Origin of the sequence: Gordonia asplenii (genome assembly GCF_012933505.1) — a bacterium.
Taxonomy (GTDB): Bacteria; Actinomycetota; Actinomycetes; order Mycobacteriales; family Mycobacteriaceae; genus Gordonia; species Gordonia asplenii.
This window is the reverse complement of record NZ_JABBNB010000001.1, coordinates 258,712-279,256: the sequence shown is the minus strand read 5'-3', so window position 1 is coordinate 279,256 and position 20,545 is coordinate 258,712. Positions and strand designations below refer to the sequence as shown.

Below are 20,545 nucleotides of genomic sequence, written 5' to 3'. Positions count from 1 at the left end.
CATCGGAGACACCTGTCTGTCTGGCGAGTCAGCTGGAGATAGGTCATCGCGACCGGTGGTCGGGCATTTCGCCCGGCGACGCGGCGGCTGCCCCGACGGGTATCAGCCACACCAGCGCCGCGACGACGGCGACCGCGATGACTCCGCCGGTGATCGACCAGGCATTGGCGGCGAGCATCGCCTCGACCACGATCGCGTTGACTGTCGCGCCGCCGGCGACGCCGATGATCAGCGCCACCGCAAGGTCGAAGCTCGGCAACATGCGGGTGATGGCGATCGCGGGGGCCGCGACGGCGAAGAACGCGAGCCACAGCCGCCCGGCGAGTTCCGGGGCAGACGCGATGAACACTCCGGTCGCCACGCCCAGGAGGGCCGTCACGGTCGCCGCGATGAGGCGGCCTTCGATCGGCGGCGAGGATCTCGGCGGTCGCATCAGTTGCGCCAATGCCGCCGAACTGTCGCGGATAGTGCGCATAACGATCTGAAGCGCCATCACCTGCTCCTCATCGATGATCTATTTGTAATGTGTTCGATCGGCGCTCGCCCCTCGACGAATGCCCGGTATCACGTCGATTCCGCGGATCGCGCGGCGTTGCGCACCGCTCGCCGGGCACCCCTGCGCGACAACGTCCTCACGACGCGACCGGTGATCCCGGTGTCGTGACCGTGCAGCACGGTGCGCAGCACGCGAATGCCGTCGCGAATTGCGTGAAGATTCGATTTTCCCGAGCGGCGCGGCATCTCGAGGCTGGGCACCTCGGCGACGCGCAAGCCGCCACGCATGGCGTTGACTACCATTTCCGCTTCGATTTCGAAGCCCGAGGCGGAGAGCGCGAGGGTGTCGAGATAACGGCGGTGGAATGCACAGAAGCCGTAACAGAGATCAGTTAGTTCCGTGTCATAGATGCTGTTGAACACACCGAGCAGAAACCGATTTCCGAGACGACGGAACGGCGTGATGTCCAACGATCCTCCACCGACTACGAACCGCGAACCCTTGACGAAGTCATAGCCGTTGGTGAGGAAATGCAGATAATGTCGTATCTCCTGGGGCGCCATGCTTCCGTCGGCGTCCATCATCACGACGAGGTCTCCGGTCGCGGCGAGAAAGCCGGTCCGCAGAGCGGACCCCTTTCCTACGCCGTCTTGGGCCACGACCCTGATGTCGGGACGGTATCGACTCGCGGTGATCAGGGTCGCGTCGGTAGAGTTGCCGTCTACCAGGATGATCTCGTCGACCTCCTCGGCAATCTGCTCGAGCACCCACGCGATGTTCCGCGCCTCGTTTCGGACGGGAATGATCAGGCTGACAGTAGGCGACGGATTGACCACGGCTCCAGTTGGTATTGTTTCGTCCGACGGTCGCGTAGCCGGAATTCCGTCGACGGTTCCGACTCGCGGTCGTACACCGGTCATGGTGGACTCCAAACATCGATGTGCGGCAAATCGCGTCACAAGACATTCCAGGGCGCCGGTGAATTACGATCCGCCGTCAGCGGCGAAGCCGCGTGAATAGTTGATCTCGGGGCAGGCGTCAGCGCGAATAGGGCGACCTGAACCGCCTTGCACAACACCCGGTCGACGCCACGTGCGTGTCGTTAGAAACCTTGCACCCAGCAGGTCGTGTTTCGCGAGGCCGGCCGACCGGAGCCTATTACCGTCCTTAGTACCTCGGCCTCGACGTTAGATCTTACGACAAACGCGACGATATGGCGATCCATTCGTTTGGATGAATTTGCAGCAAAGGCGCCGGTCGCCGATATGGGAAAAACCGATTCGGGGCGCTCAGATAGTTACGCCTTTCAATTAGCTGCAAACACCAACTCGCTCGTTAGTAATAGTTATTACAACTCTTATAGCTCGCATAATTGAGGTAATATGCTGCGCACTAAATAGTATTACAATGAGATGTGGTTGTAAATGCGGGCGCAGCGGATCGTTCTGCTCCGATTCTGGTACTGCGCCAGGGCGACCGAGCAGAATTGTCGGCGTGGCTGCAGTCGTCCGCGGTGCCGTCGGCCCTGGTTCTGCGGGCTCAGATCGTGCTGCTGGCCTCGCAGGGGATGCCGAACACCGAGATAGCGCAAACGTTGGGTGTGTCGCGCCCCACCGTGATCGGTTGGCGCCGACGATATTCAGAACGCGGACTCGACGGACTGACCGACGAGCATCGCCACGGCCGGCCCCGCGAGATCGATCACTCCGGTATCGTCGCGGCAACTCTGCAAGCACCGTCAGCCGAATTCGGCATCAGACAATGGTCGACGCGAATGTTGGCCGCGCAGTCGGAGGTCTCCGACACGACAGTTGCGAAGGTGTGGCGAGAGTACGGAATCATCCCATGGCGCACCGGGGCGTTTCGATTCGCGACCAACCCCCAACTGGAAGCGTTCGACGTCGAGATAGTCGGCCTCTACGTCGGCCCGCCGGACGCCGCAGTCGCTCTCCACGTCGACGACACCTCGCGGTTTCACCCGCTCTCCTCACCGCGAAACGCACTCTCTCCCCTGCTGAGCGCGCTGACCGATGCCTCCGGACCCAACGCGGCCGTCGACCGCACGAGTCCGAGCTTTCCGGAATTCGTCGCAGCGATCATCGATGTCCATCCCGACCGCGAACTCCACCTCATATTCGACGATCAGCGACGCACCACGCGGGGCCCGGCGGGGTCGCTGCCACAAGACGATCCTCGCGTGCGTACATATTCGACGCCGACTCATGCGCTGTGGCTCAATCTGCTTCAGGTGTGGTCGTCGATGACCCGGATGCGAGCCGACTCGCCGACCGTCGCCGACCTCGACTTCGGAATCCGAAGACTGGTCGGCGCATGGGACCGGCGCAAGCGCTTCGCATGGACGAAGACTGATCGATTCTCCACCTGATACGCAGGCGCGCTCGGGGTCAGACGCTGCCGATGGTGTTCAGCAAGTCAGCGACGACCTCGTCACGGTCACCGCGCGCGCTGTACCCGCAGGCTCGATGATGACCGCCGCCGCCCAGCGCCCGCGCGACCGGAACCAGATCCACCGAAGACTTCGAGCGCAGCGACACAGTCCACTCACCCGGCGTGCCCTCTTTGAAGACCACCGCCACTTCGGCTTCGACAACCGTCCGCACGACGTCGATGACGCTCTCCAATTCGGCCCAGCCGAGGCCGTCGGACGCGTCGGCGTCGATGACGGCGTACACCAGGCCGCGTCCGCCGAACTGCTCGGACCGCAGCGTCGCGGTGGCCAGCACCTTCTCCACCATCTTCAGCCACGCGAACGGGTGGCTGTCGAGCAGCGTCCGACTCCACCGTGCGCCGTCGACGCCCGCCTCGAGAAGCCGGGCGGCGATCGTCAACGACGCCGGCCGCGCCCACTTGAACGAACCGGTATCGGTGATCAGACCGGCGTAGAGGCAGGTGGCGATGTCGGCGTCGAGGTCGACGCCGAGCCGGTCGACGACGTTGAGCACCAGCGCGGTGGTGCAGTCGGCGCCGGGGTCGACGTAGTCGATAGTCCCGAATCCGGTGTTCGACACATGGTGGTCGATGACGATGCTGCGCGTCGCGTCATTGAAATATGAGGCGAGACAGGTCAATCGGCCGATACTCGCGGCATCGACGGCGACCACGGTGTCGTGCCCGACGACGTCGGGTTGCGCCACCAGCAACTCCACGCCGGGCAGCCCGCGCAGCGCACCCGGCAACGGAGTCTCGCCGGGAAAAGACACCTCGACGTCGACGCCGAGCCGCGTGAGCGCGATACCGAGCGCAAGGCCGCTGCCGATGGTGTCGGCGTCGGGCCGCACGTGGCACAGGATGGTGACGGCGCCCGCATCACGCAGGGCGTCGGCGATGACATGCGCCGTGTCGGGGGCGAGCATTCCGGTCACTGCACCCCGTCGTCGGCGTCGTCGCTGGTCTTGTAGGGATCGGCGTCGCCCGCCGGGGTCGCGTCCTGCGCCTGCCGCGCGACGAGCTCGTCGTTGGCGTGTGCGCGGGCGAGGAGTTCCTCCACGTGCCGCGCGGCGTCGGGAACAGTGTCGAGGACGAACGTCAGCGTCGGGGTGAACCGCACGCCGGTACCCGCGCCGACCTTGGATCGCAGCACACCGGTGGCCTTCGCGAGGGCCGCTGCGGCACCGTCGTAGTCGGGTTCGTCGTCGATCGACTCGCCCATCACGGTGTAGAAGATGGTGGCGTCGTGCAGGTCGCCGGATACCCGGCAATCGGTGACGGTGACGTGCGCCAACCGCGGGTCTTTGATCTCCGAGCCGATCGCCGATGCCACGATGGATGAGATGCGCTTGGCGAGTCGCTGTGCGCGCGCCGGATCTGCCACGTCGAAAATCCTTCTCTAGGTCTATCGAAAAACTACTCCCCCTGCCGCGCGACGGGAGCGAACTCGCGCCGCGCGGCAGAAGGAGTGGATGGAATCAGGCTCAGTCGCGAGCCTTCTCCTGCAGCTCATACGACTCGATGAAGTCGCCGACCTTGATATCGCTATACGTCAGCGTCAGACCGCATTCGAAGCCTTCGCGGACCTCGGTCACGTCATCCTTCTCGCGCCGCAGCGACGAGATGGTGAGGTTCTCCGCGACGACGACGTTGTCGCGCAGTAGACGTGCCTTCGCGTTGCGCCGCACGACACCCGAGCTGATCATGCAGCCCGCGATGTTGCCGACCTTGGACGAGCGGAAGATCGCGCGGATCTCGGCGCGGCCCAGTTCGACCTCTTCGTACACCGGCTTGAGCATGCCCTTGAGCGCGCTCTCGATCTCGTCGATCGCCTGGTAGATGATCGAGTAGTACCGGATGTCGACGCCCTCGCGGTTGGCCAGCTCGGTGGCTTTGCCCTCCGCGCGAACGTTGAAGCCGATGATGATCGCGTCCGACGCCGCGGCGAGGTTGACGTTGGTCTCGGTGACCCCGCCGACGCCGCGGTCGATGACGCGCAACTGCACCTCGTCGTCGATCTCGATGCCCAGCAGCGCCTCTTCGAGAGCCTCGACGGTACCGGAGTTGTCGCCCTTGAGGATCAGGTTCAGCTGCGAAGTCTCCTTCAGTGCTGTATCCAGATCTTCCAGGCTGATGCGCTTGCGGCTGCGCGCGGCCAGTGCATTGCGCTTGCGCGCGTTGCGGCGGTCCGCGATCTGGCGGGCGATGCGGTCTTCTTCGACGACGAGCAGGTTGTCACCCGCACCCGGCACCGACGTGAAGCCGATGACCTGGACCGGTCGCGACGGCGTGGCCGCCTCGACGTCGTCGCCGTGTTCGTCGACCATGCGTCGCACACGACCGTAGGCGTCGCCCGCGACGACCGAGTCGCCGACTTTGAGCGTTCCGCGCTGAACCAGCACGGTGGCCACCGGGCCACGGCCGCGGTCGAGGTGCGCTTCGATGGCGACACCCTGAGCGTCCATGTCGGGGTTGGCCCGCAGGTCCAGCGAGGCATCCGCGGTCAGCAGCACGGCTTCCAGCAGGGCGTCGATATTCGTGCCCTGACGTGCCGAGATGTCGACGAACATGGTGTCGCCGCCGTATTCCTCGGGGATGAGGCCGTACTCGGTGAGCTGGCCGCGGATCTTGGTGGGATCCGCGCCTTCCTTGTCGATCTTGTTGACCGCGACCACGATCGGCACGTCGGCCGCCTGGGCGTGGTTGAGCGCCTCGACCGTCTGCGGCATGACGCCGTCGTCGGCGGCGACCACGAGGATCGCGATGTCCGTCGACTTCGCGCCGCGGGCACGCATGGCGGTGAACGCCTCGTGACCCGGGGTGTCGATGAAGGTGATCAGGCGATCTTCACCGTTGAGGTGCGTGTTCACCTGGTAGGCGCCGATGTGCTGGGTGATGCCGCCGGCCTCGCCCTCACGGACATTGGCCTTACGGATCGTGTCGAGCAGTCGGGTCTTACCGTGATCGACGTGGCCCATGACGGTGACCACCGGCGGACGCTGTTCGAGGTCGTCCTCGCCGCCTTCGTCTTCGCCGTAGGACAGGTCGAAGCTCTCCAGGAGCTCACGGTCCTCGTCTTCGGGGCTGACGACCTGCACGGAGTAGTTCATCTCCGAGCCGAGCAGCTCCAACGTCTCGTCGTTCACCGACTCGGTGGCGGTGACCATCTCGCCGAGGTTGAACAGAGCCTGGACCAGCGACGCCGGGTTGGCGCCGATCTTGTCGGCGAAATCCGACAGCGAGGCGCCACGTGCGAGACGGATGGTCTCGCCGCCGCCGTGCGGCAAACGGACGCCGCCGACGGTCGGGGCCTGCATGTTCTCGTACTCGGCGCGTTTCGCCCGCTTCGACTTGCGGCCCTTGCGGGGCGCGCCGCCGGGACGACCGAATGCACCCGCGGCGCCGCCGCGACCACGGCCGCCGCCGCCTCCGCCGCCACCACCCGGGCGACCACGGAAGCCACCGGCGGGCGGTCCACCCGCGTTACCGCCGGTACCAGCGCCCGCACCACCGCGGTAGCCGCCACCACCGGTGCCGCCACGGTTACCGCCGCCACCGGGTCCGCCGCGGCCGGGACGACCGGCGTCGGGACGAGCCGAACGGCTCGGCATCGCGCCGGGGCTGGGACGCGGGGGCATGCTGCCCGGACTCGGCCGGGGACCACCCTGGCCGGGAGCGGGACGGGGCCCACCGGGGCCGGGACGGCCGCCGGCCGCCGGCCGATTGGCTCCACCGGGACGACCGCCGCCGGGGCGAGGGCCGCCCTGCCCGGGACCCGGACGCGGGCCGCCCTGGCCGGGACCCGGACGCGCGGCCGGTGGCCGGGGTGCCGGCGCGGGAGCCGACGAATAGGGGTTGTTTCCGACGCGCGGAGCACGCGGGCCCGGCTTGGGGCCGGGGCGAGCACTCGGGCCGGGAGCCGGGGTGACGGGCTTGGCCTGCGCCGCCGGCTTGGCCTGCGGAGCAGGCCTCGTCTGCGCGGCGGGTGCGGGCTGCGGGGCAGCCTTCGGCGCGGGTCCCGGACGCGGGCCGGGGGTGCGCGACGGAGCCTGCGCCGGCGTGGACGCCGCCGGTGCGGGAGCTGCCGCAGCGGCAGCCGGTGCGGGCTTGGCCGCAGCAGCGGGCTTCGGAGCACCGGGCTTCGGGCCGGCCGCGGGCTTGCGGGCACCGGGCTTCGGTGCCGACGACGTCGGCGCGGCCGACGATCCCGGCGTCGGCGCTGCCGATGCGGGGGTTGACTTCTTGGACGCCGCCTTGCCGGCTGCGTCGGATGCTCCATCGGAGCTCGGGAACGACTCCCGGAGTCGACGGGCCACGGGGGCCTCCACCGTCGACGATGCGGATTTTACGAACTCGCCCTGCTCTTTGAGACGTTCGAGCACCACTTTGCTCGTCACGCCCAGCTCTTTGGCCAGTTCGTGCACGCGGGCCTTGCCTGCCACTGCTCTCCTCACTTAGAGGCCGAGCGGGACCCGCTGCGACCTCGGTTTACGTTAGAAACGCGCTCATCGTGGGAACTTCACGGTGTGCTCATGTCTTCTGCTACCTGTTCCGGCTCGCTTGCGCGAACCTCGTTCTGCGTCGACCCCATCACCGCTGCGACGAGGCCGTCCGGGTCAACGGTGATCCCGTTGACACGCAATGCCGCGGGCAGCGCCTTACGCCGCACGACGGTGGACACGCATTCGGTCCGCGCGTGCAGCCAGGCTCCGCGTCCCGGCATGGACTTGGTGTGATCCACAACGATCACCGGCCCTGATTCGCCGCGTACCGCGACGATCCGGACAAGGTCCGCGGCCGCTCCACGTGCTTGCGAGCGTTGTCTACATCCAAGGCACATCCGGATCACCGGACGTGTCGCCACACCGACCATTGATCAGTCTACCGCCGTTGGCAAATCGGTTCGATTCGCGGGCATTTCAGGCCGGTCGATCGGTGGCCTGACCAGCCGGTTCGGGGTCGGCGTCGGAGCGGATATCGATCCGCCAGCCGGTCAACCGCGCGGCGAGGCGGGCATTCTGCCCTTCCTTGCCGATCGCGAGCGACAACTGGTAGTCCGGCACGACGACCCGTGCCGCGCGGTTCTCGGCGTCGATGACCGTGACCGACAACACCTTGGCCGGGGAGAGCGCGTTGGCGACGAAGACCGCGGGGTCGGCGTCGAAGTCGATGATGTCGATCTTCTCCCCCGCCAGCTCGCTCATCACGTTGCGCACCCGCTGGCCCATCGGGCCGATGCAAGCGCCCTTGGCGTTGAGTCCGGAGATGTCGGTGTGCACGGCGATCTTCGACCGGTGCCCGGCCTCCCGGGCGACGGCGACGATCTCGACCTGACCGTTCTCGATCTCGGGAACTTCCAGCGAGAACAGCTTGCGGACCAGGTTCGGGTGGGTGCGCGAGAGGGTGATCTGCGGGCCGCGCTGGCCACGCGTCACCCCCACGACGTAGCACTTGAGGCGATCCCCGTGTTCGTAGACCTCGCCCGGAACCTGCTCGGCCTGCGGGATGACGCCTTCGGTGCCGTGCGCATCGCTGCCGATCTGCACGATGATCATGTTGCGCGCATTGGCGCGGACGTCGCGCTGCACCACGCCGCCGACGATCTCGCCCTCGTGGGTGGCGAAGTCGCCGAAGTTCTTCTCGTTCTCGGCATCCTGGATGCGCTGCAGAATCACCTGGCGCGCAGTCGTCGCGGCGATGCGGCCGAAGTCGGCGGGGGTGTCGTCCCACTCGTGGACGATCTCGCCGGTCTCGTCGACCTCCTGCGCCATGACGCGCACGACGCCCGACTTGCGGTCGACGTCGACCCGCGCGTGCTGGGCATATCCGTCGGTGTGCCGATACGCGGTGAGCAGCGCCGATTCGATGGCCGTGATGACGGTGTCGATCGAGACGCCCTTCTCGACCTCGATCATCCGCAGTGCAGAGATGTCGATATTCATGTTGTTCCAGTACTCCTATTTACTTGTTTGCTTGTCGCTGCTTGTCGTTGCTCGTGGGTGTGACTCGTCGTCAATTGGTGCGGGTCAACCGCGCGATTGCAGCGGCGTCCAGGCCACACAATTCCAGTTCGGTGCGGTTGGGGGCGGTGAAATCAACTCCGACGATCGCCTTGGTTACCGAGTCGAGATCAACGGTCACCGTCGTGAAACGGCCCCGCTGGTTGCGGATCAGCTCGACGGTCGCGTCGGTCGACGCTCCGATCCGCCCCGCGATCGTCTCCGGTGTGCCATCGGCTCCGACGACGTCGATCTCGACTCTGCGGCCCTGCGCGCGCCGCCAGTGTCGGGGCAGTGTCAGCGGGCGGTCGACGCCGCGCGTCGTGAGTTCGAGCGTGTAGTCGGCGTCGGGCGATTGTGCGTCGATCGCTTCGACGAGGTCGCGGGTCAGTGTCGCCAGCGCGTCGAGTTCGACTCCGCCGTCGCGGTCGACGACGATCGTGGCGGCCGTTCCGCCGCCCGCGGCCGGTGAAATCGTGAGATCGTCGACGTCGTAGCCGCGGGTGGTGATGATCGGGTCGACGAGTCGATGCAGATGCTGCGCCGTCATCGGTGGTGTGCTCACTCGCCGGCTCCTCGTCTTCAGTTGTGCGGTGATTGCGTCGGCCGTCAAGTCTAGTCGACGCCGAGCGCTCGTCGTACCGCCCACCCGCTAGCTGAGCGATTGCGGGCATTCACGTCGGATCGAGTTCACGCCGGGCCGGGCCGGCGTTCGTCGCCGCCCCGGTCGAGCAATGGCATCATGGTCGACTGTGACTTCCGCACCCAACCGCCGAACCGTCTTGGCCGCGGGCCTCGTCAGCGTCGGCGGACTCACCGTCGCCCCGCTGCTCGCCGCGTGCGACAGCGGGCCCACCGCCGACCAACTGCTCGCACAGCAGTTGCAGCCGGTTGCCCGGGCCGCGCTCGACGATGCCACCACCGCACGTCTCCTGGTGACGACGAGCCCGAATTTCGCGGCCGCACTCGGCGTCGTCGCCACCGAGCGCGACGTTCACTCGAAGGCGCTGCGGGAGGAGATCACGAGGCTGGATCCGCAAGCGGCACAAACGCTTTCCTCGACCTCGACCTCGCCGTCGGCCACCCCGGCGTCGACGCCCACCCTGGATGCGCTGCGCACGCAGCTGGAGCGCTCGGCCCGCCAGGCCGCCGATGTCGGGGTCACGATGGACGGCTATCGGGCCGGGTTGCTCGCGTCGGTGAGCGCCTCGACGACCACGCTGCGAAAGGTGCAACTCGGATGAGCGAGACCACTGACGCCCTCGGTACGGCCGTCGACGCCGAGCATGCCGCGGTCTACACCTACGGTGTACTGACGGCCTTCACGACCGGCGCACAGCGCGACGCCGTCGCCACCTACATCGCCGAGCACCGCGCCCGGCGCGACGAACTGAATCAGGCCCTGGTCGCCGCGGGAGCACCGGCCCGCACCACCGCCCCCGGCTACATCATTCCGCTCGCGGTCACCAACTCCGCGACGGCCGCGCGGGCCGCGCTCGACGCCGAGCAGGACACCGCGCAGGCCTATCGGTCACTCGCCGAGCACGCGGACACCGAGAAGATCCGGCGGCTCGCCGTCGACGGACTCACCGAATGCGCGCTGCGCGCCGCGTTCTGGCGCGAGGCAGCGGGCATCAGACCGGTCACCACGGCGTTGCCGGGCACGCGGTAGCGGCCGGCGTCACGTCGCGGGGAAGTACGCCCGCAGATGAGCCGGCGCGCGGAAGGGCTGCCAGTCGTCGACCGGCGCGGCGAGCCGGTCCAGGGTCGCGTACACGGCCGCGGGCTGCACTCCCATCCCGAGATGACTGCTGTGCACCCTGATGTTCTCGGTCAGCGGGATGTCTTTGTCATACACGCAGGCGCTGGTAGCGACGATGCCGTCGAACCGACTGTAGATCGACGTCGACGGGATCACCGGCCGTTCCATCGCCATCCAGTTCTGGAAGCTGTACTCGGGCAGGTGGTGCGGGGCGAAGAAGTCGTAGGTCCGACCGGCCCGCGACTGCGCGCGGTCGGTGAGGTTCATCGGGCTGCCCAACGTGATGAGACGGTCGACCGCGCCGGGATTGCGGCGGGCGAGTTCGCGCCCCATGAGTCCGCCGAGACTCTGTCCGATGACGCTGACCGCGCCGTCGTTGCGCTGCCGGATGTACGCGAGCCGCTCGTCGAGGCCGTCGACGATGCGCGCGGTCGGTCCGATGTCGACGCCGAGCCGCCATCCGTAGACCCGGTAGCCGACCGAACGCAGCAGGCTGCGCAACGGCGCGGTGGAGGCGTCGTCGGCCATCAGTCCCGGAATCACGAGAACCGATCGGCCGTCCCCCACCGAGCGGCGCGTCAGCCAGCTGCGCACACCGTAGAACCACGCGAGTTCCGACATCGACCGACTGCCCTCGGTGAGACTCCACACCATCGCCGGCGGTGCCATCGCGGTGGAATTCCTCGTCATTGTGTGCTCCTACCCATCACCCGCACCTGAAACTGAAACTGATTTCAGCCACGACGACCTTGCCATATCGTGACTAGGATCACAATATCGCCGATCGGCGGACTTGAACCTGAGACTGAGTTCAACAGCTGTGGAAGTAGCCTAGTATGGCTCACGTCACAGCAAGCCACCCCCCGCGGGTGCTCGATCGAGGAGTGATTCATTGCCAGTCGTAGAGACCGTCAAAGGGCAGGTAGACGTCGCTGACCTGGGTACCGTGCTCATGCACGAGCACGTGTTCACCATCGGCACCGAGATCCGCGAGAACTATCCCAACTACCCCGACCCCTGGGATGAGGATTACCGCGTCGCCGACGCCGTCGCCAAGCTCACCGAGGCCAAGTCCCGCGGAGTCACCACCATCGTCGACCCCACCGTCATCGGTCTGGGCCGCTACATCCCGCGAATTCAGCGGATCAACGAGCAAGTCGACATCAACATCGTCGTCGCCACCGGCATTTACACCTACCACGAAGAACCCGTCCAGTTTCACTTCACCGGGCCGGGCAAGATCTTCGACACCCCCATCGATCCGATGACCGAATTGTTCGTCAGCGACATCCGCAACGGCATCGCCGACACCGGCGTCAAAGCCGGTCTCCTCAAGTGCGCCATCGACGAATACGGCCTGACCTCCGGCGTCGAGCGCGTCATGCGCGCCGTCGGCCAGGCTCACATCGAGACCGGCACCCCGATCACGGTGCACACCCACGCCGCCGACAAGACCGGCCTCATCGCCGCCCGGGTCTTCGCCGAGGAGGGCGTCGACATGTCGAAGGTCGTGATCGGCCACAGCGGCGACTCCACCGACGCCGACTACCTCAAGGCGCTCGCCGACACGGGCGCGATCCTCGGGATGGACCGCTTCGGCATCGACGTCTTCTCACCGTTCGAGGACCGTGTGAACATCGTCGCGACGATGGCCGCCGCGGGCTATGCCGGGCAGATGGTGCTGGCCCACGACGCGTCGTGCTACAGCGACTTCTATGCCGAGGACATGATCAAAGTCGCGTTGCCGAACTGGAAGTACACCCACATCTTCGACGACGTGTTGCCCGCGCTGCGCGAACGCGGCGTGACCGAGGAGCAGATCACCACGATGCTGGTCGACAATCCGCGGGCGTACTTCTCGGGAGCGAAGTAGATGCCATCGTGCACCATCATCCCGATCAGCCGCGATCACAATCCGTTCGGCCGCGACGGCGTCGGCACCGACGACGCCGGGGCGCCTCGCTTCGAGGACCTGCCCGCGTCGCTGCTCGAGTTGATCCGGCGCAACGCCGACGACGACCCCGACGGTGAGGCACTCCTCGAACTGGGCGGCGAACGTCTCACGCATCGCGAGCTCTGGGACCGGTCCGCACGTGTGGCCGGTGGGCTGCGTGCCGCAGGCGTCGAACGTGGTGACCGTGTCGCCGTCCGGTACCCGGCCGGTGTCGACTGGGTGTTCGCCTTCTGGGGCGTGCTCATGGCCGGTGGCATCGTCGTCGCGGTGAACACCCGATCGACGCAACCGGAAGTCGAGTTCATCCTCGGTGATTCGGGCACCACGGTCGATCTGGCGGCCGACACTCCGCTGCCCGACGGTGACCCGTTCGTCGTCGACGATCTCGCTCGTGGCGATGTCGCCGCGTTCTTCTACACCTCCGGAACCACCGGCAGCCCGAAGGGCGTGCCGACGACACACGAAGCGTTCCTGACCAACACCGCCAACGTGTCCCGCTGCTTCGCGATTCCGCCCGACATCGGTGCCGAATTGCGCACATTGATCAGTGTGCCGCTGTTCCACGTCACCGGTTGCAACTCGCAGCTGCTGGTCGCGACCTATTACGGCGGGACGTCGGTGATCATGCCGGTCCTCGATCAGGCGACACTGCTGGCATCGCTGTCGCAGCAGCGGATCTCGTTCATGGTCACCGTGCCCGCGGTGTACGCCCTGCTGCTGCGCAATCCCGCCTTCGAGACGACCGACACCTCCGGTGTCCGCTGGGTCGCCTACGGCGGCGCACCCATCGCGCCGGTCCTGGTCAGCGCCATTCAGCAGGCTTTCCCGAACGCCCGGGTGTCGAACGGCTACGGCATGACCGAGACGGCATCGCTGATGACGGTCCTCCCGCATGAAGACGCCGTCGACCACGCCGACTCGGTCGGCTACGCGGTGCCATCGGTCGATCTGGCCATCGAGCCGCTCGACGACGCCGATCCCAGCCTCGGCGAGCTCGTCGCGCGCGGGGCCAACGTGACCACCGAGTACTGGCAGCGGCCGCAGGCGACCGTCGACACGATCATCGACGGCTGGCTGCACACCGGTGACATCGTGCGGGTCGACGATGCCGGACGCATCCACGTCGTCGACCGGATCAAAGACATCATCAACCGCGGCGGCGAAAACGTGTCGAGCATCGAAGTCGAATCGGCGCTGCTGGCGGCACCCGGCGTCGCCGAGGCGGCGGTGCTCGCCGTCCCCGACGACGTGATGGGCGAGAAGGTCGGAGCCGTGCTCTACGGCGGCGGTGAGGAGATCGACGTCGCCGCGGTATTGGCGTCGGTGCGCGAGAGCATCGCCGACTTCAAGGTCCCGCAATACGTCGCCCTGCTCGACGAACCGTTGCCCCGAAATCCGGGCGGAAAGATCGTCAAGGGCCGGATCCGGGAGTCGGTCGTCTGGGGCGACCCGCTGCGCTGAGCGCCGACGACGCCGGGTATCGCGGTTTCGACGCGGCAGACCCAGCCCGCCGGTTGAACCCTAGAGCTCGCCGGTTGAGCCCTGGAGCCCGCCGGCTGGAACCCCGGAGCCCGCCGGCTGAGCCCCCGGAGCCCGCCGGTTGAGCCGTGAGGAGCGTTAGCGACGAACGTGTCGAAACCACGTGAGTCAACGGTGCCAGCGCAACCGAACACGTTGAAACAGTTGACAATTCGCCACGCCATGGTTTCGACACGGTTCTCGGCTGGCGCTACTTCGACTCGGCTAGCACGGCGCTCGGCCAGGCTCAACCAGCGGGGACAGCTCGGTAGCAATCAGTGAGTCCAGGCTCAACCGACCCTGAGTCGGCCTAGCCGCGGACCGCGGCTGTCACCGCTTCGACGGCCGCGTCCACCGGCACCGCGGTCGCTTCGCCGGTGAACCGGTCGCGGATCTCGATGGTGCCGTCGGCGAAGCCGCGCCCGACCACGACGACCGTCGGCACACCGAGCAACTCGGCGTCCTTGAACTTGACGCCGGGCGACGCCTTGCGGTCGTCGAGGAGCACCTCGATGCCTGCGGCGTCGAGATCCTCGGCGAGCTGACCGGCACCGGCGACAGCCGCCTCGTCCTTGTTCGCGATCACCAAATGCACACCGAACGGCGACACCTCGCGCGGCCAGCGCAGCCCCTTGTCGTCGTGCCACTGCTCGGCGAGCACGGCCACCAGTCGCGATACGCCGATACCGTAGGACCCCTGCGTGAGCCGGACCGGCTTGCCGCTCTCGCCGAGCACGTCCACCTCGAAGGCGTCGGTGTACTTGCGGCCGAGTTGGAAGATGTGGCCGATCTCGATGCCCTTGGCCGACACCAGCGGCCCCTGACCGTCGGGCGACGGGTCACCGTCGCGCACCTCGGCGGCCTCGATGGTGCCGTCGGGGACGAAGTCACGGTCGGCGACCAGATCGACGTAATGCTTGCCATGCTCGTCGGCACCGGTGATCCACGCCGTCCCGGACACCACACGCGGGTCGACGAGGAAGCGGATACCGTTGTCCAGCAATGCCTTCGGGCCGATGTACCCCTTCGCGAGGAAGGAGTGCGCCGCGAAGTCGGCATCTTCGAGCAGCTCCACCTCGGCAGGCTCGAGCGATGCCTCCAGGCGTTTGAAGTCCACCTCGCGGTCGCCGGGCACGCCGACGCCGAGCAGTTCCCAGTCGCCGCCGGGCAGACGGACCTTCACCATGATGTTCTTGAGCGTGTCCGCCGCGGTGACCTCACGGTCGAGCGCGCCGTTGGCCCATTCGACGAGCGAGTCGATGGTGGGAGTGTTCTCGGTGTCGTGGACGACCGCCTCGGGCAACCCGTCCAGCGGAATGGGGTCGGGGGCCGTTGTGATCACGGCTTCGACATTGGCCGCGTATCCGGATTCGAGGCAGCGCACGTAGGTGTCCTCGCCCACCTCGGCTTCGGCGAGGAATTCCTCCGACGCACTGCCGCCCATCGCGCCCGACGTCGCCGCGACGATCACATACTTGACCGCGAGCCGCTCGAAGATGCGTTGGTAGGCCTCACGATGCTTGGAGTAGGCCTCTTTGAGCCCGTCGTCGGACAGGTCGAAGGAGTACGAATCCTTCATCACGAACTCGCGTCCGCGCAGGATGCCCGCGCGCGGACGCTCCTCGTCGCGGTACTTCGTCTGGACCTGGTACAGGATGACCGGCAGATCCTTGTACGACGAGTACTCACTCTTGACCAGACCGGCGAACAGCTCCTCGTGCGTCGGTCCGAGAAGCATGTCGACGCCCTTGCGGTCGCGCAAGCGGAACAGCGCGTCGCCGTACTCCGTCCAACGTCCGGTCGTCTCGTAGGGATCGCGCGGCAGCAGAGCCGGCAGCAGAATCTCTTGTGCGCCAATACGGTTCATCTCTTCGCGCACGACATTTTCGACGGCCCGCAGGACCCGCAGCCCGAGCGGCAGCCAGGAGTACACTCCTGGCGCGGCGCGGCGAACGTAGCCTGCGCGCACCAGCAGTTTGTGGCTGGGTACTTCGGCGTCGGCGGGGTCGTCACGGAGGGTCCGCAGGAACAGCGAGGACATGCGCGTAATCACACCGAACAGCTTAGTAATGTGTTCGCGGTGTTGGTAATCCTGCCTCCTTCCGAGACCAAGTCCGACGGCGGGTCGGGCGCACCGCTGGACCTCGACGCGCTCTCGTTCCGAGCGCTCAACGCGAACCGCAAGCTGCTCGGCGACGCCGTCGTCACGCTGGCCGCCGACCTCGACGCGAGCCGAAAGGCGTTGGGGCTCGGACAGTCCCAGCTCGCCGAGGTGGACCGCAACGCCGACCTCTGGCTGTCTCCCACCCGCCCCGCCATCACGCGCTACACCGGCGTCCTCTACGACGCGCTCGACTACCGGCACCTCACCCGCGCGGGCAAGACGAAGGCCGCCGACCGGCTCGCCATCGGCTCCGCGCTGTTCGGCGTCGTGCGCGCCACCGACCCCATCCCCGCCTACCGCCTCTCCGGTGGCTCCAAACTCCCCGGGATGGGCACCCTCGCGGCCATCTGGAAAACGGTGCTGACCGCCGAGCTCGACGCCGTCGACGACTTCATCGTCGACCTGCGCTCGGGCACCTACCAGCAACTCGGTCCCGTCCGGCGGGCGGTCACCGCGACAGTCGTCACCGAGGCGCCGGATGGATCACGAAAAGTCGTGAGCCACTTCAACAAGCACTACAAAGGGCTCATCGCGCGCGACCTCGTCAACACGCGGCGCAACATCAAGGACATCAATGCGCTGGCCGCGGTGCTGTCCGACGCCGGGCAGCGCGTCGAGATCGACGGCCCGACGTCGATCACGGTGGTGACGGAATAGTCGCGACCTACCCGCCCGCGTTCGCCGCCTCCTGCGCCGCCTGCCCTTCGGCGACTTCCTCGGGGGTAAATCGCATGAACAGCACGACGACGCCGGCGAGAATCGCGATTCCCGCACAGGACGCGAACGCCAGTCCGTAACCGCTGGCCAGTGCGGCGAGCTCGGTGCCGGTCATCTTCTCGACGGGTGCGGTGGTTCCGCCGAGCGACAACGAGCGCGAGGTCACCATCGCCCCGACGGCGACCAGCCCCACAGCTCCGCCGATCTGCTGCGCGACCTGCGCGAGGGCGGTCAGCGGGCCGATCTCGGTCGCCCCGACGCCGGCGACCACCGACAGCGTCAGCGGGATCACCGCCATCCCGACGCCGAAGCCGATGATGACCACCGGCAGGCCGATGCTCGGGAAGTACGACGGTGAGCCGGTGGCGATCGACGCCGCGTACACGCACCCCACGAAGATGATCGCGCCGCCGAGCAGCACCAGCCAGCGCGGCTGGATCCGCAGCGCCAGCTTCGACGCGATGGCCGCCGCGATGCCCAGGCCGAACGCGAACGGAACCACGGCCAGACCGCTCTGCAGCGGCGTGTACTTCAAGATTCCCTGCAGGTACAGCGAGATGAAGACCGCCATGCACATCATGATCGCGCTGGCGAACAGGATCGCGGCGAGCGCGGCGACGCGGCTGGTGTTGTCGAACAGCGAGAACGGCAGCAGCGGATTCTTCGCGGTCCGCTCGACGAACACGAAGCCGATGAGTGCGGCGACACCGCCGATCAGCGAGATGATCACCACCGGACTCGACCATCCGCTGGGGCCTTCGTTGATGCCAAGCACCACCAGCGTGCAGCCGAGGGTGGCGAGAATCGCCCCCGGGACGTCGAGCGCGAGCCGTTCGCCCTGCGACTCCCGCAGGCACACCACCGCGCCGACGGCCACCAGCACACCGATCGGCACGTTGATCAAGAACACCAGCCGCCAGCTGATCTCGGTCAGCACGCCGCCGACGATCAGCCCCGCGACTGAGCCTATGCCCGTCATCGCCGCGTAGATCGCGAACGCCGTGCTGCGGTCTTTGCCGGGCGCGAACGTCGTCGCGACCAGCGCCATCGCCGTCGGTGCCGCGATGGCCGCCGACACGCCCTGCAGCGCTCGCCCGACGACCAGCATCCACTCGTTCTGCGCGAGACCGCACAGCAGTGAGGTCAAGGTGAACGCGGTGACGCCCGCGATGAACATGCGCTTGCGTCCGAAGGCGTCGCCCAGGCGCCCGCCGAGCAACATCAGCCCACCGAATGCGAGGACGTAAGCGGTGATGATCCAGTTTCCGCTCGCCTCGGACAGGTGCAATTGTTCACGGATGCGCGGGAGGGCGAGCGCGGCGACGGTGCCGTCGAGCACCAACAGCAACTGCATCCCGCTGATCACGAGGATCTGCGGGCCGATGACCTTGCTGAACGCGCCGTCCGCGGATGCGGGTGCACTCGCCGTTGAATGAGACATGAACTGCGACGTTACCGCGCAAGGGGTAGAAGTTGCCAATCACCGTTGGCACAGATTCGCCTCAGCCGACGGCGTCGGTGAACCCGGCCACCTGCCCGATCACCACGATCGCCGGCGGCTTGAGCCCGTGTTCGCTCGCGGTCGACGACGCCTCCACGAGGGTCGTCCGCAGGACCCGCTGCGTCGGCAGTGAGGCGTTTTCGATCAGCGCGACCGGCGTATTCGCTGGTCGGCCGCCATCGAGCAGTGCGGTGGCGAAGGCATCGATCCGCTCGACGGCCATCATGAGCACGATCGTGCCACGCAATCGCGCGAGGGCCGCCCAGTCGGTGAGCGAGTCGGGATGCCCAGGCGGTACGTGCCCGGACGCGATGACCACTTCGTGAGTGACGCCACGATGGGTGACGGGAATGCCGGCCAGCGCGGGCGCTGAAATGGAGCTGCTGATCCCGGGCACCACAGTCACCGGCACGCCCGCTTCGACGCAGGCCTGCAATTCCTCGAAGCCGCGACCGTAGACATATGGGTCGCCGCCCTTGAGCCGGACGACGAATTTGCCCTGCCGAGCACGATCGACGAGCACGGCGTTGATCGCCTCCTGCTTCATCGCCCGACCGTAGGGCACCTTCGCGGCGTCGATCACCTCGACGTCGGGTCCCAGCGCAGCCAGCAACTCGGCGGGTGCCAGCCGGTCGGCGACGACGACGTCGGCCCGGGCGAGCAGCGCGCGGCCGCGGACGGTGATGAGATCGGGGTCGCCCGGACCGCCGCCGACCAGCGCGACCCCAGCCGCATGCGGCTCGTCGTCGACCGGTGCGATCGTCGACGACCCGTCGAGCACTCCGGCGATGAGGTCGCGGACCTGGGCGGAGCGCCGGTGGTCGCCCGCGGCCAGCACGCCGAAGGTGACCGCACCCCGACGTCCACTCGCCGGGGTCACCGCGGTTCCGCCGCGCGCGTCGTCGGCGCGGACACAGAAGATGCGGGACCGTTCGGCTTCGGCGACGACGGCCGCGTTGACCGCCGGATCGTCGGTGCAGGCGATGGCGTACCAGGCGCCGTCGAGGTCGCCGTCGACGTAGGCACGCTGCGCCACGTGTACGGCGGGATTGGATTCGACGGCGGGTGTCGGGTCGACGGCGATCACCTCGACGCGTGCTCCCGCCGCGATCAGGTTGGGCAGGCGACGCTGCGCGACCGATCCACCTCCGACGACGACGACCTTGCGGCCGGACAGATTCAGCCCCGCCAGGTAGTGCGTGCCGCTCGGCGAAGGTTCTGCGGGCACAGCGGAAGACGAGGTTTGCGGCATGGATGAAAATGGTACCGACGGCGCGACGCCGTCAGCGCGGCAGGCGCAAGGCGTTGACCCACAGGTCCGTGCAGGTTCGCACCAGCATCTCGAAGTCGATCTCTTCCTCGAAGCAGAAGGTGTGGAAGGCGAGGCGAGAAACCATGGCGGACAAGGCCTTCGCCGCAATCGCCGGGTCCAGCCCCGGGTCCGCGAGGCCCGCTGCCTGCAAGGCACCGATGGCGCGCGCATTGCGCTGCACAAATGCGTTCGAACGCCTGCGACGCACGTCACGAAACGCCGGGTCGATCGCGGCGACCTGGTCGAGCAACTTCATCATCTTCGCGTTGCGCCGGTAGCCGTCGAGGTACTCGCGGTTACCCGCCTCGATCTGACCGCGCAGCGAGCCGTCGCCGTGGACCGGCACCTGCGGGTGGAGCATGTCGTCCTGAACCGCTTCGAGTACGGCCTGCAGAATCTCGGCCTTATCGGTGAAGTAGGTGTAGAACGTCCCCGTCGAGCAGCGCGCCGACGTCGTGATGTCACTCAGTTTCGCGTCGAGGTATCCCTTGCGCTCGAACACGCGACGGGCGGCCGCGATCAAGTTCGCGCGGGTGCGCTCGCCGCGGGCGGTGCTCGGCTCGCGCAGGGCCGACGTATCGGCCAATACCGGAATATCCATCTCGCCCACCTAACCATTGCGCAGAAAACCCCTCAACCCGAGCGCTATCGTCCGGGCAGTTCAGCGATCCGTC

At 67.2% G+C, this 20,545-nt stretch carries 19 protein-coding genes; 6 read left to right on the top strand and 13 right to left on the bottom strand.

Features of this window, described 5'->3' with window-relative positions; genetic code table 11:
• Positions 1-43: 43 nt before the first annotated feature.
• Both HH308_RS01230 and HH308_RS01225 read right to left on the bottom strand, forming a co-directional pair.
• A complete protein-coding gene (locus tag HH308_RS01230; RefSeq protein WP_170192326.1) occupies positions 44-493 on the bottom strand; it encodes a hypothetical protein in 450 nt (149 codons plus the stop codon).
• A 71-nt stretch (positions 494-564) separates the two neighbouring features.
• Entirely contained in the window at positions 565-1,416 is an 852-nt protein-coding gene (locus HH308_RS01225) for a glycosyltransferase family 2 protein (protein ID WP_170192325.1), read from the bottom strand.
• A 494-nt stretch (positions 1,417-1,910) separates the two neighbouring features.
• Between HH308_RS01225 and HH308_RS01220 the strand changes: the two genes are divergently transcribed.
• Complete coding sequence (locus HH308_RS01220) at positions 1,911-2,882, top strand: helix-turn-helix domain-containing protein (protein ID WP_170192324.1); 972 nt, start codon at positions 1,911-1,913, stop codon at positions 2,880-2,882.
• 19 nt (positions 2,883-2,901) lie between these two features.
• On the opposite strand, the gene HH308_RS01215 is transcribed toward HH308_RS01220, so the two are convergent.
• The 6 genes from HH308_RS01215 to rimP form a co-directional block, all read right to left on the bottom strand.
• Positions 2,902-3,870: a DHH family phosphoesterase gene (locus HH308_RS01215; protein WP_170192323.1), complete on the bottom strand. Its 969-nt coding sequence runs from the start codon at positions 3,868-3,870 to the stop codon at positions 2,902-2,904.
• Positions 3,871-3,875: 5 nt separating this feature from the next.
• On the bottom strand, positions 3,876-4,328 hold the full coding sequence (gene rbfA, locus HH308_RS01210) for a 30S ribosome-binding factor RbfA (protein WP_170192322.1): 453 nt from the start codon (positions 4,326-4,328) through the stop codon (positions 3,876-3,878).
• Between the two features lie 100 nt (positions 4,329-4,428).
• Complete coding sequence (gene infB / locus HH308_RS01205; protein WP_170192321.1) at positions 4,429-7,386, bottom strand: translation initiation factor IF-2; 2,958 nt, start codon at positions 7,384-7,386, stop codon at positions 4,429-4,431.
• Positions 7,387-7,463: 77 nt separating this feature from the next.
• Complete coding sequence (locus tag HH308_RS01200) at positions 7,464-7,784, bottom strand: YlxR family protein (protein ID WP_170192568.1); 321 nt, start codon at positions 7,782-7,784, stop codon at positions 7,464-7,466.
• Positions 7,785-7,863: 79 nt separating this feature from the next.
• Positions 7,864-8,886: a transcription termination factor NusA gene (gene nusA / locus HH308_RS01195; protein WP_170192320.1), complete on the bottom strand. Its 1,023-nt coding sequence runs from the start codon at positions 8,884-8,886 to the stop codon at positions 7,864-7,866.
• Positions 8,887-8,956: 70 nt separating this feature from the next.
• A complete protein-coding gene (gene rimP, locus HH308_RS01190; protein WP_312870253.1) occupies positions 8,957-9,508 on the bottom strand; it encodes a ribosome maturation factor RimP in 552 nt (183 codons plus the stop codon).
• Between the two features lie 187 nt (positions 9,509-9,695).
• On the opposite strand from rimP, the gene HH308_RS01185 reads away from it, so the two are divergent.
• Both HH308_RS01185 and HH308_RS01180 read left to right on the top strand, forming a co-directional pair.
• Positions 9,696-10,187: a hypothetical protein gene (locus tag HH308_RS01185; RefSeq protein WP_170192319.1), complete on the top strand. Its 492-nt coding sequence runs from the start codon at positions 9,696-9,698 to the stop codon at positions 10,185-10,187.
• Positions 10,184-10,615 (top strand): ferritin-like domain-containing protein, encoded by a 432-nt coding sequence (locus HH308_RS01180; RefSeq protein WP_170192318.1) that lies wholly within the window; start codon positions 10,184-10,186, stop codon positions 10,613-10,615. Before HH308_RS01185 ends, HH308_RS01180 begins: the two co-directional genes overlap by 4 nt.
• Positions 10,616-10,624: 9 nt before the next feature.
• Here the strand turns inward: HH308_RS01180 and HH308_RS01175 are convergent, their stop codons facing one another.
• Positions 10,625-11,395 (bottom strand): alpha/beta hydrolase, encoded by a 771-nt coding sequence (locus tag HH308_RS01175; RefSeq protein ID WP_170192317.1) that lies wholly within the window; start codon positions 11,393-11,395, stop codon positions 10,625-10,627.
• 202 nt (positions 11,396-11,597) lie between these two features.
• Between HH308_RS01175 and HH308_RS01170 the strand changes: the two genes are divergently transcribed.
• Together HH308_RS01170 and HH308_RS01165 are read left to right on the top strand one after the other, a co-directional pair.
• Positions 11,598-12,578: a phosphotriesterase family protein gene (locus HH308_RS01170; RefSeq protein WP_170192316.1), complete on the top strand. Its 981-nt coding sequence runs from the start codon at positions 11,598-11,600 to the stop codon at positions 12,576-12,578.
• On the top strand, positions 12,579-14,120 hold the full coding sequence (locus HH308_RS01165; RefSeq protein WP_211188017.1) for a class I adenylate-forming enzyme family protein: 1,542 nt from the start codon (positions 12,579-12,581) through the stop codon (positions 14,118-14,120). It begins immediately after the preceding gene.
• A gap of 367 nt (positions 14,121-14,487) precedes the next feature.
• Here the strand turns inward: HH308_RS01165 and HH308_RS01160 are convergent, their stop codons facing one another.
• Entirely contained in the window at positions 14,488-16,218 is a 1,731-nt protein-coding gene (locus HH308_RS01160) for a proline--tRNA ligase (RefSeq protein WP_170192565.1), read from the bottom strand.
• Positions 16,219-16,257: 39 nt separating this feature from the next.
• On the opposite strand from HH308_RS01160, the gene yaaA reads away from it, so the two are divergent.
• Positions 16,258-16,998 carry a peroxide stress protein YaaA gene (yaaA, locus tag HH308_RS01155; RefSeq protein ID WP_170192315.1) on the top strand — a complete coding sequence of 247 codons (741 nt, stop codon included), beginning with the start codon at positions 16,258-16,260 and terminating at the stop codon, positions 16,996-16,998.
• A gap of 7 nt (positions 16,999-17,005) precedes the next feature.
• Here yaaA and HH308_RS01150 read toward each other — a convergent pair whose 3' ends face one another.
• The 3 genes from HH308_RS01150 to HH308_RS01140 form a co-directional block, all read right to left on the bottom strand.
• Positions 17,006-18,499, bottom strand: coding sequence for an MFS transporter (locus HH308_RS01150; RefSeq protein ID WP_376767143.1), 1,494 nt, complete (start codon positions 18,497-18,499; stop codon positions 17,006-17,008).
• A 61-nt stretch (positions 18,500-18,560) separates the two neighbouring features.
• Positions 18,561-19,811, bottom strand: coding sequence for a uroporphyrinogen-III C-methyltransferase (cobA, locus tag HH308_RS01145; protein WP_170192314.1), 1,251 nt, complete (start codon positions 19,809-19,811; stop codon positions 18,561-18,563).
• A 31-nt stretch (positions 19,812-19,842) separates the two neighbouring features.
• Positions 19,843-20,472: a TetR/AcrR family transcriptional regulator gene (locus HH308_RS01140; RefSeq protein WP_170192313.1), complete on the bottom strand. Its 630-nt coding sequence runs from the start codon at positions 20,470-20,472 to the stop codon at positions 19,843-19,845.
• Between the last annotated feature and the right edge of the window lie 73 nt (positions 20,473-20,545).

Coding starts and splice junctions, on each gene's coding strand:
- HH308_RS01225 (WP_170192325.1), bottom strand. CDS start 1,416: ATGACCGGTGTACGACCGCGAGTCGGAACCGTCGACGGAATTCCGGCT.
- HH308_RS01160 (WP_170192565.1), bottom strand. CDS start 16,218: ATGTCCTCGCTGTTCCTGCGGACCCTCCGTGACGACCCCGCCGACGCC.
- HH308_RS01200 (WP_170192568.1), bottom strand. CDS start 7,784: ATGTGCCTTGGATGTAGACAACGCTCGCAAGCACGTGGAGCGGCCGCG.
- nusA (WP_170192320.1), bottom strand. CDS start 8,886: ATGAATATCGACATCTCTGCACTGCGGATGATCGAGGTCGAGAAGGGC.
- HH308_RS01150 (WP_376767143.1), bottom strand. CDS start 18,499: ATGTCTCATTCAACGGCGAGTGCACCCGCATCCGCGGACGGCGCGTTC.
- HH308_RS01230 (WP_170192326.1), bottom strand. CDS start 493: ATGGCGCTTCAGATCGTTATGCGCACTATCCGCGACAGTTCGGCGGCA.
- cobA (WP_170192314.1), bottom strand. CDS start 19,811: ATGCCGCAAACCTCGTCTTCCGCTGTGCCCGCAGAACCTTCGCCGAGC.
- HH308_RS01175 (WP_170192317.1), bottom strand. CDS start 11,395: ATGACGAGGAATTCCACCGCGATGGCACCGCCGGCGATGGTGTGGAGT.
- HH308_RS01165 (WP_211188017.1), top strand. CDS start 12,579: ATGCCATCGTGCACCATCATCCCGATCAGCCGCGATCACAATCCGTTC.
- HH308_RS01140 (WP_170192313.1), bottom strand. CDS start 20,472: ATGGATATTCCGGTATTGGCCGATACGTCGGCCCTGCGCGAGCCGAGC.
- HH308_RS01215 (WP_170192323.1), bottom strand. CDS start 3,870: ATGCTCGCCCCCGACACGGCGCATGTCATCGCCGACGCCCTGCGTGAT.
- HH308_RS01180 (WP_170192318.1), top strand. CDS start 10,184: ATGAGCGAGACCACTGACGCCCTCGGTACGGCCGTCGACGCCGAGCAT.